At 48.3% G+C, this 13,429-nt stretch carries 9 protein-coding genes; 2 read left to right on the top strand and 7 right to left on the bottom strand.

Annotated features, from left to right (window positions below):
* Window positions 1-25 precede the first annotated feature (25 nt).
* Window positions 26-2,392 carry an ATPase, T2SS/T4P/T4SS family gene (locus ACO0KW_RS12295; protein WP_423053359.1) on the bottom strand — a complete coding sequence of 789 codons (2,367 nt, stop codon included), beginning with the start codon at window positions 2,390-2,392 and terminating at the stop codon, window positions 26-28.
* 571 nt (window positions 2,393-2,963) lie between these two features.
* Between ACO0KW_RS12295 and ACO0KW_RS12290 the strand changes: the two genes are divergently transcribed.
* Together ACO0KW_RS12290 and ACO0KW_RS12285 are read left to right on the top strand one after the other, a co-directional pair.
* On the top strand, window positions 2,964-3,173 hold the full coding sequence (locus ACO0KW_RS12290) for a cold-shock protein (protein ID WP_423053358.1): 210 nt from the start codon (window positions 2,964-2,966) through the stop codon (window positions 3,171-3,173).
* A gap of 805 nt (window positions 3,174-3,978) precedes the next feature.
* Window positions 3,979-5,268 carry an amidohydrolase family protein gene (locus ACO0KW_RS12285; RefSeq protein WP_423053357.1) on the top strand — a complete coding sequence of 430 codons (1,290 nt, stop codon included), beginning with the start codon at window positions 3,979-3,981 and terminating at the stop codon, window positions 5,266-5,268.
* 247 nt (window positions 5,269-5,515) lie between these two features.
* Here the strand turns inward: ACO0KW_RS12285 and ACO0KW_RS12280 are convergent, their stop codons facing one another.
* The 6 genes from ACO0KW_RS12280 to ACO0KW_RS12255 form a co-directional block, all read right to left on the bottom strand.
* Entirely contained in the window at window positions 5,516-6,304 is a 789-nt protein-coding gene (locus ACO0KW_RS12280) for a hypothetical protein (RefSeq protein ID WP_423053356.1), read from the bottom strand.
* A 93-nt stretch (window positions 6,305-6,397) separates the two neighbouring features.
* On the bottom strand, window positions 6,398-6,952 hold the full coding sequence (locus tag ACO0KW_RS12275) for a hypothetical protein (RefSeq protein WP_423053355.1): 555 nt from the start codon (window positions 6,950-6,952) through the stop codon (window positions 6,398-6,400).
* 520 nt (window positions 6,953-7,472) lie between these two features.
* The gene (locus ACO0KW_RS12270) at window positions 7,473-9,179 is read right to left on the bottom strand and encodes a hypothetical protein (RefSeq protein WP_423053354.1); all 1,707 of its coding nucleotides are present in this window, start codon (window positions 9,177-9,179) and stop codon (window positions 7,473-7,475) included.
* Window positions 9,176-11,323: a hypothetical protein gene (locus ACO0KW_RS12265; protein ID WP_423053353.1), complete on the bottom strand. Its 2,148-nt coding sequence runs from the start codon at window positions 11,321-11,323 to the stop codon at window positions 9,176-9,178. The genes ACO0KW_RS12270 and ACO0KW_RS12265 overlap by 4 nt, the downstream gene beginning before the upstream one ends.
* Window positions 11,307-12,503, bottom strand: coding sequence for a hypothetical protein (locus ACO0KW_RS12260; RefSeq protein WP_423053352.1), 1,197 nt, complete (start codon window positions 12,501-12,503; stop codon window positions 11,307-11,309). The genes ACO0KW_RS12265 and ACO0KW_RS12260 overlap by 17 nt, the downstream gene beginning before the upstream one ends.
* 8 nt (window positions 12,504-12,511) lie before the next feature.
* Complete coding sequence (locus tag ACO0KW_RS12255; RefSeq protein WP_423053351.1) at window positions 12,512-13,396, bottom strand: DUF58 domain-containing protein; 885 nt, start codon at window positions 13,394-13,396, stop codon at window positions 12,512-12,514.
* Between the last annotated feature and the right edge of the window lie 33 nt (window positions 13,397-13,429).

The following is a 13,429-nucleotide window of genomic DNA, read 5'->3' as shown; positions in this document are numbered from 1 at the left end:
AGCGAAACAAAAAGTGAAACTATACCTATTTTATACACACTAGTCTGACCTGTTTCATATCGGTGATACCGGACAGCACTTTTTCCATACCATCCATTTTCAGCGTCAGCATACCGTCTTCCAAAGCTGCGGTGAACAGCTGCGCTACGCGCGCATGTTCTTGTATCAGCTTCTTGACGGGATCGGTACCGACCATCAATTCATGCAAGCCTACACGACCTTTATAACCACCGTTACATTTGTCGCAGCCTTGCGGACGATACAGCGTCAATTGCCCTTGCGGATTCGCATATTCTTTCATCCACCGCTTCAACACTTCGCGCTTAGCTGCATCGGCATCAGCCTGAAAGGCGGCGGTCGCTAACAACTCTGAACAATATTCATTGAGCAGCGATTGGATTTCTTCCGGTGCTGGCTGATACGCGACTTTGCAATTGCTACATAGGCGTTTAGCCAGACGTTGCGCCAAGATACCCAACAGGGCATCTGCGAAATTGAACGGGTCCATCCCCATATCAAGCAGGCGAATAATCGATTCTGGTGCGCTATTCGTATGCAAAGTAGCGAACACTAAGTGTCCAGTCAAAGATGCTTCGAGACCGATAGAGACCGTTTCTTTATCGCGCATTTCGCCGACCATAATGATATCGGGATCAGCGCGCAAGAATGCCCGCATCACCGTGGCAAAATCCATTCCCGCTTTACGGTTAACTTGCACCTGACGCAAACCTTTCTGCGTGATTTCAACCGGATCTTCGGCGGTCCAGATTTTGGTTTCTGGCCGGTTTAGATAATTCAAGACCGAATGCAAAGTCGTGGTTTTGCCTGAGCCAGTCGGCCCACATACGAAGAAAATACCATAGGGTTTTTCCACGACGTCTTTTAAGCGCTGCAAATTGTGCGGCAAGACCCCCAGCTTATCGAGTGGAATCGGTTCACCCGCAGCCAAAATCCGCATAACGACGTCTTCCATCCCTGCCGACGATGGTATCGTAGCAACCCGCAATTCAATGTCCAAGGGACCATATTTCTTGAACTTAATCTTGCCGTCTTGCGGCTTACGTTTTTCAGAAATGTCGAGGTCGCACATAATCTTAATCCGCGCTAGCAGGGCGTTTCTATAACTAGCGGGAATTTCTATATAGGGCGACAAAGAACCGTCTTTGCGAAAGCGGATCAAGGTTTTTTCTTTACCTGGACGTGGCTCGATATGAATATCCGATGCTCCTTGTTGATACGCATCGACAATAATTTTATTGAGTAATTTGACCAGCTCATTTTCTACTGCTGCCGATACTTCTGTATTACCACTTCCACTATCGTCCTCTTCACCTTCCATACCTGACAACAACTCACCAACACTAGCAGATTCGCCGGTTTGTCCAAAGAATTGGTCAATGGTCTGCGCAAATTCACGCTTAGTGGTGACCTTATAATGCAGGCGCGCTGTTGGGAAAATCAAATTCACAACGCGCGTCGTCTTCACTTGTTCAGGGTCAACCGCAAGTATCGTCATGCCGGTTTTATCGTCCGAAATCGGTAGCCACAAATTTTCCTCGACATACTGACGCTTCAGTTTCTTGACCAATTCAACATCGATCACGCGTTCAACTTGCCAAGCTTCATACGGCACACCGAAAAAGCGCGCGAGCGCCTTGCCAATTTGATCTGGCGAGACTTGAAATTCATCGATTAAGACATCTTCTAAATCAAGTTGTTTTTTACGAGCGGAACTAATTGCCAATTCAAATTCTGGTACCGAAAGAACGCCATCGGACACCAATCCGTTAAATTTAGAAGGCGGGATTTGCAATGGCTTGTTCTTTTGCGTAAAGGCAATCGCCAAGGTTTCACATAATTCGCGAACACCTTCTTGCGCTATCGACGTAAATGCTTTTCCATGACGGCTATTAATAAATTGTATCGCGCCTAACAGTTCGTCTTTTTCCGCATCAATAATCGGCGCAACTAACATTTCTTTGGTGCGATAACCCGTACGTCCGTCAATCGCTTTTTGAAAATGTAAATGCGGCGAGATTTCTTTTAACTCAGCTTCGTCATACACGTCATTCAGACACAAAACTTCTTTATGCAAAGCGACAAAGCCGGCAATACTTTGATCAGAAATTGGCAGGCGAATATCTTTAAACGAATTTAAACCTTTCTTCACCTTAGAAATCAGATTATTGCCATCAGGTGCAACCACGTAAATAGTCAAGCGATCGCAATCAAAGAGATCGCAAATATCGGAGGTCAAATCGAGCATGATTTGATCGACAGCGTGGGTTGCATGTATCTTATTTGTCAGTGTCTGTAATCGTTTAAAAAAAATCAGGCGCTGCGCAGCGCTTTCTGCTTTTCCTGCATCACTGACTGGTTTGACCTGCATCATGTGCCTCTTTCCTGAAACAATATGGCGTCTAATTTGGTGCAAAAATAAATGTTAAAAACGAAGGTAAATGCTTGCACTTGAATTGTTATTTTGCATTGCTGCATTATCACCCAATCCCAGGCAATTCGATTCCATTAGCGAGCGATCCGGTGATACTTGGGGCACATCTGCAACAATTCTCCGCGTATCAAGGCGTGAACGCGGTAGATGCTGACAAATATTCAGCGATGAGCTTCGATGTTAAAAAATTTCAAAATAAACGAAGTTAGCGCACTTTATTGCTTGATGTTTTACACAGCTGTTTTTTTAACAATGAAAAAAAGATTAGGTGATTTTGGATAAAGCCTGTATATTCCGGTTTGTACTTGTATCAGGTCGTAATATTGTTGGTCCCAATTCCGCATGGCTGTTCTCTTCTAGTCGTTCTGTTTTATCTCCTTCGGTTTCATCTCTTGGTTTTAAGTGCCTAATAGGCAATATCGCCTTTTGGCTACTACCTTCAGCTGCGCAAATTATCATGTGCGTGCTGAGTTGGTCGCCATCCATAATCTAAAGAAATAAAGGAAATAAAATGAGCAATCAAACTGGAATCGTAAAATGGTTTAACGACGCTAAGGGCTTCGGCTTCATCACACCTGATGCTGGTGGTCCTGACTTGTTCGCCCACTTTCAAGACATTCAATCTTCTGGCTTCAAAAGTCTTTCAGAAAATCAACGCGTTTCTTTCGAACGCAGTGCTAGTCCAAAAGGCGACAAAGCAAGCAATATTCAGATTTTGTAATTTACAAAGTCACTAAAAATTTGGTGTGTGATCTCAGCATGACACACCAAGGAATGCAGATTCATCGTTCGCTAAGGCGTATCGATGCTTCCTCAGTGAGCATTGCACCATGCAGATAGCACGGGTGATGTTTACTTAGAAAACTGGATTCAACCGCAAATGGTCGACGTGCACGCACACAGACCGCACAAACTGATTCTAACCGGCTTGGCCCACTTTGCAGATAGCATTGGGGTGAGGAAAATGGTTTAGTCAGGCGTAGTGAAAATCAAGATGAGCGCAGCATGCAAGAATCCTGCGCTCGCTTTAAGATACCTTGGACACCACGCAAAGCTAAAATTTCGCAAAATAAGATGCTGATTTGTGTTCTTTGTGATTTGACGATTTATCGTCCTACGCAAAAATTTGCTGCAAATAATTTGTACTTTGCACTTCACTGGTGTGATCAAACCAGTCTAGTCGCATAATTCCAAACGCACACCACGCAGATAGCATGGGTGCCGGAACCTTAATGACACTTGGCAGATAGCCTTGGTGATTAATGAATTATCGCAATGCATGAAGAGCCCGCCTTTGGTGGGCTTTTTGCTTTTGTGCGTTGAGATTCGCCTCCCTGAATTTATTTTTGTTTTTTGTGTTTGCTTTTTTCAATTTGAATTTTGCATGCTATGGCAAGTGTCGGAGCGGCTGTTGGTCGCCGGCGTCATTTTTCGCAATCAAATTTGACCAGCATCGTGGTAGCAAGGATACTAAGCGCCTGTTCAGAATATCCTCACGGCAATTTCTTTCCCCCTTGGAGTCACAGATGAAAAAAACAATTTGTTCTACCCTAGTGGCAGCGGTATGCGCATTCACAGCCAACGCATTTGCGAGCGATGTCTTGATTACTGCCAGCAATATGTTAGATGTACGCACAGGTAAAACCATCGCCAATCCACAAATTCTGGTGCGCGACGGCCGCATTGTGAGCATCAAAAATGGCGGCGCAGCTAATACCGACGCGAATGTGCAAAAAATCGATTTGCCTGGCATGACCTTATTACCTGGCCTGATCGACATGCATGTCCATCTCGATTCTGATCCTACTTATGGCGGCTATAACACCTTGCAATTTGGTGATCGCTTTTGGTCCATATTAACAGTGCCACATGCTAGTCGTACTTTGGATGCGGGATTCACAACGGTTCGCAATGTTGGTGCGGATGCCTGGAATGATGTCGGTTTACGTCAAGCGATTGAGGAAGGCAAAGTGCGTGGTCCACGTGTCGTGACAGCGGCGTATTCATTCGGTGCGACCGGTGGACATTGCGATTCCACATTCTTCCCACCATCGATGAATCAGCAAAGCGCATTCAATGCCGACAATCCAGAAGAGGGTCGCAAGCGAGTGCGAGAATTGCGTAAATACGGTGCGCAAGTCATCAAAATCTGCGCAACGGGTGGCGTATTTTCGCACAACACCGAACCAGGCCAGCAGCAAATGAGCTTGAAGGAAATGACTGCGATTGCCGAAGAAGCGCATCAATGGGGCTTACGTGTAGCCGCGCATGCGCACGGCACTTCCGGGATTAAAGACGCAATTCGTGCGGGTATCGACACGATCGAGCACGCTAGTCTGATCGACGATGAAGGTATCGCGCTGGCGAAGAAACATGGTGCTTATCTGTCGATGGATATTTACAACACCGACTATACCCAATCGGAAGGTAAGAAAAACGGTGTACTGGAAGACAATTTACGCAAAGACCGTGAAATCGCAGATGTGCAACGAGAAGGCTTCCGCCGCGCAAATGCGGCTGGCGTGAAAATGGTATTTGGTACCGATGCCGGTATTTATCCACATGGTGACAATGCCAAGCAATTTGCCACCATGGTGAAATACGGCATGACGCCAGTCCAAGCGATTCAGTCTGCAACTGTGGTGGCGGCAGATGCCCTCGCGAGTAAGGATGTTGGTGTGATTGAAGCAGGTCGCTTTGCCGATATCATCGCCGTCGTTGGCGACCCTGCTAAAGATGTACGCTTATTGGAAAACGTGGCCGTGGTGATCAAAGGTGGTGAAGTGGTGAAGTCAACGATGAAGTCAACTAAGTAGGACAAACATACATCGCGGCATGACCTGAGTCCGGTCCGAAAGGACCGGTACAACTCACGGCGTCAATACATTACGCACCAGAACAACGCGGGTCGCACCTGCGATGCGAAATCGCTTAACGAGATAGCTGCCTAGATAGTTTGGACGCTCAGGTCGGTGTAGATAAAACCAAAACTATGAGAATGATTATCCCTGCCTATGCTGGGATAATATCCCGTTATTTCCAGCTTCAAGAATGGTTCACCCATCAACTAGATTTTTTCTTGAGTTTTAGTTCACCTAAAATTTGCGCAGCCCGCTCTGCAGCAGCTTGCTTCAATTCGGCGCTAGAATTTTGCGCCATGTCAGTTCGTCGAAACCAGTCAGCACTGATGTCATCGCCAAGTTGATCCGACACTAAGTGCCAAGCATAGGCTTCTAAGGTATTTTTTTCTTGGTAATACAGTTCAGCGATAATGCCGGCTGAACGAATATTGCCAGCAATCAAGGCATCTTGAAACGAGGTTTTGGCGGCTTTAGCGTAATCCATATTTTTGTCAAATTCAGGATGACTAGGCTGACCTTGCAATTCAAAATAATATTTTTCGCCCATGTGCATCATGGCAAACGCGTCGCCGGTTTTTGCCATTCTTTTCAAAGCCTTTAGATCTTTGGTGTAGTAATCCGGTGGCAGCATATAGCCTAGCTGTTCTAGTTTTTTGCGGCGCGCAGCCTCGGCTGGCGAAACCACTTCTGGCGCTGGCATTTCCAGCATATTTTTCGTTGCCGACTTGGATTCTCCGGCAATCTGCTCGGCCATTTGCGCACCCGCATTACCCAACTCAAAAGGAGAGGCATGGACGCCTGTTCCATGAGTTGGATCAAGCGCTGCTTGCTTAGCATTTATCGCATCATGGGTCGACGAGTTTGCCTCTGTGGAGGAAACAGTGTGTTCAAGAAGTCCGCGCTGATTGTCATCGCCTTTCATCAGCAAATACAGCCCAACTGAGGTCAGCAAGCACGCCATGCCTAGCGCTACCACGCTCATTTTTTTCATACAATTTCCCTAGTGATAGAAATTCGTTCGCAGCATCTGACTGCGAACGAAGCTGAGGCTTATCATTCACATAGAATGGTCCTCTATTTATGTTCACACACGTGGCAAGCTACCAAGACATTTCGTGATGCCATTGGTGTAACCCCAACGTGTGTAGTAATCGCGTTGCGCTGGTGTACCGTGATCACCACCGGCATAAGCACGTGCTGTGTTCACTGCAGTCGTCAGAAAATTTGCGTAACGCAGGGTATCCACCGCATAACGGATAAAGGAACCGCCAGCACAATCCGCTTGCAATTCCATATATGGCGCAGTCTGTCTGATATTGCGCGTAAATTGAATCGTGTGACCCCACTCATGTCCAAGAATTGCCTTGGCTGCGTAGTTACCATAATTACTCTCCGCGCCTTGCAAGAATGCCGTACCCACACTGATCGTATAAGGGCCACAGGCAAACGCAGATAAACTCGATTCACCACAGGCGCGGCGATCGATATAAATCGTCGGATTTGAATAACTACCAAACACCCCGCGGATTTCAGTCCCGGTTTTGTTGATATAGGTCGCATTCACAGTTACTGCATTAGCGCTATGCGCAATACCTGCTGCTGCCATGGCGGCGAGTAACAAGCCGTGTATTTTTTTCATAAAATTCTCCCAAAAATGGACTTTGTTTTATTGAATTACCAATGAATTTATTGATAACCATTTGTAGTTAAGTCGATTTTTTGAAACATGGGGAATATTTATTACTAGAATAATTGACAACCAGAAACGGGCATATTAAACGAATATTAGTTGCCGGACGATTTACCTGCGGGCGAGCATATAATATTTTTGAACGATCACAGCTTCTCTATAAAAATTTGTTACTAAATGACTTTTGATCACAGATGTTTTGACTAAAACAGCGCTGCAATAAAAACCACAGATTCAAATTATTTACACTATATTTTCCTCAAAAGCTAAATTTTATTTGGCAATTGCTTTATTTGTGGTGGTCGAACAAAATTTCCCACGTGAATTGCCTTAATCTGATGAGATGGCAGTTGGGCGGCGGTCATGCAGTTTTGGGCGGCAAACTCGCTCTAGTTTCAAGTCGGCACCCAGAAAATACTTAGTTTCAGCTCTGCAATATCAGAGTCGGACGCAAAAGCGCAATGGCAGCTTATGCCTGTTCGCGCCTCCATAAAGCAAGCAAACAAAGCATGCTGAACAGAATAAATGGCCAGCTCGGCAAGCGTTGCCGTGACCCAGCAAGCTGAGTTGCCGATTGCGGTAATTGCTGCCCATACTCTGCACTTGCCAGACGTTTTTGTTGCCTTTGCCAGGTCGGCCAATCGTTGGTGTTGTACACATAAAGTGCTCCCGCACCCTGCTCGTTGTTTTTATCCGTAGTCGATGGTTTTCCATCTGCAGGCACAACCTGCCAATCGTGCCAACCCGCCGCTTTCGGCCAGAATCCGGCGCACTGCGCTTCGGCTTTCGCGGCATGTGCTCGCAATGGCAAGCTCTTGCTGTTGGCTGCACTTTCAGAAGTACTGTTCGCCGCTGAAATCTGTATCTGCGCTTGCGCATACCCTCGCCCGCAAATTTGCCAACTTTGACCGGCAAGCGGCATGCGTTGCTGTGCCTTATTTGAATCCCATTCCGAACTCTGCGCACGCGTCACTGCACTTTGATCAATCAGTGATTGCCACCATTGCTTCAAAGCTGGAGTATCACTAATCAGTGCCTGATGCCAGCCCGCTGCCGCAATCCAGACTATTTTTCCCTGCCCCCATAGCCGCGAAGCTAGCCAGGGCTGAACTGGATCCAGTTGCCAGCCCGACTGTGGCGTATTCTGCGGCATCCAAGCAACCGAGTGTAAATGCACAGCTTGCGGCGTTTGCCATTCTTGCTCTTCGGCCACACTTGCTTGTTGGCGCAAATTCAGACCCATGGCATTTTTCCAGACTGCCACTTGCTGCGCGTTCGCACCGAGTATGAGTAAAGAACGCCCCGCTGCAACCTGCGCCAAAACCTGAGTGCGCTGTGGCACTGACATTTGTTCAAAATAGGCGGCATCTTGCACCAGCAAATCGGCTTCCATTTCGGTGCGTGCGGTTTCGCGACGCACTAAGCCTTTACCAATTTGTGTTTGCCAATCTATCAGCGCATGACTTTGCACCAACAATTGATTCAATGTCTGGGTATCAAATGAAGGTGCTGCAAAGCGCCCTTGAACTCGTAGTTCGGGCATGGGTATGACATCGAGTGGTATCGGCCCCTGGTCTATCAGGTGATTTTTTTCATCTAAAACCCGCGCCCGTAACACCATGCGCGCAGCAACAGGTGGTAACCAATGTACGCTGATACTCGCACCCTTGCCAGTCTGTTCTGCTAGGACTTGATGATTTTCAGCGATCAATTGCACACGCCAGTCACCTCGCGCTTGCGGACGTTCCACCTTCAGCTCGAAGATACGACCAAACGGTATTTGTTGCGAAAAATTCAGACTCAGGCTTTCGGCTTTAGACCAGCTACTCTTATCCCAGATCAGTTTTCTCGGTGGCAGGTCGCGCCATTCGCTGGCGAAAAGGCCATCACCTTGCAGGCGTAAAGTTTTCGCTTGCGCAAGTTGCGATCGAAGCCTTACCAGATCTGGATGTTCCTGACGAGTATCGATCAATAACTCCTGCTCTGGGTTACGCTGATATTCCACTGGGAGCATGAGTAAGATCAACGACAGGCTGGCACACGCGATCAAGAGACTATCGAGCCGTCGCGCACGACGCCAATACAAAACTACCGACATGCTGCCAACAGCAGCAATCGCCAACACGGAGGCGAGTGGCCACCAAGACCAATTCCCCATCACCAAGATACCCGTCATGGCTTGCTCCCCTGCACTGGTTTTTGTGTTGGTCTTTGCGTAGTTTTTTGCGTCATTGCGGAGGTCTTTTGAGATTCAACCGCAGGCAGCGAATGCGCATTCCAGTAGCGATCCAATGCGCCGGCTTGGCTTGCTTTAAATTTAGATGCCGCTTGCAAACTGATACCTTCGTTAGCGATTCCCTGACGCAACCATGCAGCAAGTTCAGCGCGACAAGGCTGGCAGCCATCAGCCACATCTTGCAATGCGGATTGCGCTTTCAAACGTTGTTCATCATCCGAAATATGCGTCGCAATCCACGCGCGTGCAGTTTTGCTCCACAAAGCCGGCAAAGTATCTGCTTTAGCCAGTGCGCTTAAAAGTGCGGTCAATTCTGCCGGCACACCGATTTCGGATTCTGCCTGCATTCTTTGCTGATTTTTAACGTCGAGTACATCACCGCTTAACCGCTTTTCTTCTTTAATTGCGGGCGGGGTGAACGCCGCTTTATGCAAATAAATCCTATCAGCCTGCTGCAGTTGTTTAATCGCTTCTAAGGCCTTGTTTTCAGGCGCTAATGCTGTTTTCGGCGTGATCGCCCGTAGCGATTTTTCTGCGTCCCACATCGCCACTAAAGCCCGCCGTAAAATCTTCTTAGTTGCTTCATCAAACAAGGTGGCGTTTTCTTCCTGATCATGCGCATGGCCATATTGTGCGGCTAAATCGCCAACCGGTTTTTCGTTGGCATGCGCACCATCTTCATGTTCATCGCCGAATAGACTGGATTCTTCCCCCAAGAATCGACCATAACGTCGACGCAGGGCGGCTTGATCATTGGCAATCATTTCACTACGGTTGCGTATCAACGGCGGATTCAATTTAGGATTAGCCTGCATGTCTGTCACCAACTGCTCGGTATCGATAATAATTTGGCGCTGACTGCGCAAGGATTCAGGTTTAACCAAAATCGGTAGCACTGACGTTTCTTCCTCCAGCGCATCGGGTGCTGGTAGACGCAAGGTGTAGGTTGGCGAACGCACGATATGTGGATTCTTTGCCGCATTGTCGCTCGCTCGCACAAAGAAATATAATTCGTCACCCGGCTCCATGCCTAATTCTGTCAGGCTCCAGCGCTTATTCCACTGACGTTGACGTTGATCACTCCCCTGCGGTATCACTATTTCTTTGTCGCTGAAGCGAATGTTTTCACCACTACCCCGTGCCAGGGTCATGTGCACGCTCGCGTTCGCTATTTGATAGTCATCCTTGATCTGTATCGACATCGTGATATTTTGCGTCTGTGTGGAGAGTACTTGTAACAACTCTAGCGGCTGTAACACGGCGATCTCGGGCGCTTGATCCTGTGTGACTTTGAGGGTGTAGCGATGCTGTTTGGTATCAGCGCTCCAACTCCAGAATACCGTTTCACTCGCTTCCCAACGTGCACATGTCGTTCCTGAATCTTCTGCAAAACTCATTTCCTGCCCATTGCTGAGGCGTATATGACTGGTATTTACTTGATTCAAATATTCGGCGTTCAGCAACGACTTTGCGATACACCATTCGATCTGGCTATGTTCCGGCACCTGCAAGTCTTGCGCCACAGACTGTGTTGCGGGTACTTGTGTATAGGCTGGCGGATTGACCTTCAAGCTTAATGTCAAACTCAATGCAGACACACTTGTGCTCTGAACTACCGATGCCACAGCGCGCGGTGCCATGGTCTGAACCGGATGGGTATAAACGGTAAGCAGCGCAGCGAGCGTCGCACTCATGAAAAACAAACCGGCTAAGGTCCAGCGGCTGAACCGCAATTCCCGCGCACCAAGTTGCTTGAACGCGGCGGGTGTCAACACGGTTTCTAGTCGTTGTAACAAACGCGCCCTTTGCAACTGAATCAAGGGCGAGTTCTTTTCTGCGTGTTCTAGCAATTGCAAACTATCTTCGAACGCAGGAAATGCCGCATTAAGCCAACTCAAAAAGTGGATTTGCGATTGACGCCAAATCCAGATCAGATCGCAGGCTATCAGCAGCAGACAAACCAGCAAGCCAGGCCACGAGCGTGCAATGATCCAAGGTGCGCACAATCCCAGATAGGCGAGCAAGCGATGACGCACGATCTGCATGAGCAAACGTGTCGGGATGTGTTTAAGAACGGCGGACATGGGCAAGACTCCGTTCTACGATAAATAATAAGGCAAGCAAGGCAAATAAAAACTCACGCAGGTGATCCTTGGAACCAACCATAAAATGCGCTGAGAGCGTCACTTTAGTGGCTGGCAAGTCGAGCGAATTTTGCACACTTAAGGGCACAATCTGACTTTCCGCGCGCACCGCTTGCAAGGCTTCAAACAAAACTTTGGCCTGCTCCAAATCAGCATCTTGCAATGGCCAGTCAAATTGCGGATCCTTTTTCCAAATCAAGCCGCGTGTACTTACTTCCGAATGGATGTGCAATTTCTGTAGCAATGCCGAAGTTGACTCATTTGTCGACGCATTTATTGACGCATTTGTTGAGCTACCATCTGGCCTATCGCCTGACAACACGTTCGACGCCACCGTCATCTGCTCGGTTTTTGCTGTACGCCAGATGAATGGCGCATGCCAGTTTTGATCCGGCTCTTTTTGCTTATCCCAAATTGCCAGCCAGGTATTCGCTTGAATTTTTTCCGTCAAATTAAACTGCAGATTCTCAACGCCAGCAAGTTCAAACAGCTTGAAAACACGACGCCATAAATCGACCCGATCAGTCTGAATCGCGACCTGCAAAGTTTGTTTGTCGGCTGGAATTTGGCCTAAGGCTTGATGCGCTGCAAGCGGCGCGATTCGTACCGAAATAGTGTGCCCAACTTGCGGCACCCGCGCGCTCATCGCTAACTGCTGGTCTTGCGCCAATATAAGCCAGCGTGCTTGCGTCTGCCATTGTGCTTGTTCCTGTTCCAGCCACAATAGCAAATGGTCCGTCTGGATCTCACATGCCATCGCCGGACAATAACTAATCCGTTGTGCCTGCTTAAAACCCGCTTTATCAATCTCAGCAGCGACCCATTGCGGATCAAGATGCTCGCCGACAAATACCGTATCACCGCGCCAGCTCCACAGTGGCTGGACGAGTATCGCCAGCATGGTGATCAGCATCAGGCAACGCAATAATAGCAATAAGAGATCGCGCCAACGCCATACCCGCAACAATTGCGGTGAGGTCGCAGACAAAAATTTTGCGGTTGCCAAGACACGCATTTTTTGTGTTTGACGTCGTTGACGATGCCACCACAGTGGCAACCCCACGACTGGCAATAGCAACCACCAATACGGTGACAGTCCCATCAGGCTAACTAAACTCATTAAACTCATCATCGCAGACTCGCCAGACGCAACCAACTGCGCACAACTTTGGCAATATCTTGTTCGATATTCGCCTGTAAATAAGGGATGTCGGCGCGTTTCAACTCGCCGCGTACCTTGTCAAAATGTTGGGCGTATGCAGCCTGATAAGCGGGCTTAATTTGTGGCGTAAATTGCACTGTGTGAGCCACCTGTTCTGGATCGCAATAGCTCGCCTCCAAAGGAAATGCAGCATTGCGCTCGGCCTCCGTATGTAGGCTCAGGGCACGCACGTCATGCCGCATACGACGTAAGCGCAGCAAACTTTCTCCGCTGGGGGACGGCCAGTCTAAAAAATCACTGACCGCAAACAATAAACTCGGCGCTCGCACAAACTGCATCTGCGCCTTGATTTGCAGGGCGTCCGGCAATTCTTGCTCAGCTTTGGTGCGATTTAAATGGGCCAGCACACGATGCAATTGCCGCGGCCCACGCGATACCGGCGTCAAATGGATCCGCCCCTGATTAGCAACGATCAGGCCAAACGCATCGCCTTGACGTTGTGCCACCGCAGCAAGGCAAGCCAGCACTGCGCGCGCATAATCGAGTTTCGTCACATCGGGATAAACATAACTCGCTTCACGCATTGACGCGCTGGCATCGAGCCATAACCAAGTCGCGACATGGCTATCACGTTCCGCTTCGCGCACATAGTATCTATCATTGCGCGCCAAGAGTTTCCAATCAACGCGACGCCATTCATCACCCGGCGCATAAGCGCGATATTCGGAAAACTCGACACCGGCTCCACGTTCGCGACCGGCGTGCAAGCCATGCCCTAATCCCGCCAATACATGACGAATGATCAGGTCAAGATCCTGGCTATGTGCCAATAAATAACTGGTGTCGATCATCTCATTGAATTTTTCTTGTGAGCCGGCGCTTGG

Origin of the sequence: Undibacterium sp. Ji22W (genome assembly GCF_049340305.1) — a bacterium.
Taxonomy (GTDB): domain Bacteria; phylum Pseudomonadota; class Gammaproteobacteria; order Burkholderiales; family Burkholderiaceae_D; genus Undibacterium.
This window is presented reverse-complemented; position numbering and strand designations above follow the sequence as displayed.

Coding starts and splice junctions, on each gene's coding strand:
- ACO0KW_RS12295 (WP_423053359.1), bottom strand. CDS start 2,392: ATGATGCAGGTCAAACCAGTCAGTGATGCAGGAAAAGCAGAAAGCGCT.
- ACO0KW_RS12290 (WP_423053358.1), top strand. CDS start 2,964: ATGAGCAATCAAACTGGAATCGTAAAATGGTTTAACGACGCTAAGGGC.
- ACO0KW_RS12285 (WP_423053357.1), top strand. CDS start 3,979: ATGAAAAAAACAATTTGTTCTACCCTAGTGGCAGCGGTATGCGCATTC.
- ACO0KW_RS12280 (WP_423053356.1), bottom strand. CDS start 6,304: ATGAAAAAAATGAGCGTGGTAGCGCTAGGCATGGCGTGCTTGCTGACC.
- ACO0KW_RS12275 (WP_423053355.1), bottom strand. CDS start 6,952: ATGAAAAAAATACACGGCTTGTTACTCGCCGCCATGGCAGCAGCAGGT.
- ACO0KW_RS12270 (WP_423053354.1), bottom strand. CDS start 9,179: ATGACGGGTATCTTGGTGATGGGGAATTGGTCTTGGTGGCCACTCGCC.
- ACO0KW_RS12265 (WP_423053353.1), bottom strand. CDS start 11,323: ATGTCCGCCGTTCTTAAACACATCCCGACACGTTTGCTCATGCAGATC.
- ACO0KW_RS12260 (WP_423053352.1), bottom strand. CDS start 12,503: ATGAGTTTAGTTAGCCTGATGGGACTGTCACCGTATTGGTGGTTGCTA.
- ACO0KW_RS12255 (WP_423053351.1), bottom strand. CDS start 13,396: ATGATCGACACCAGTTATTTATTGGCACATAGCCAGGATCTTGACCTG.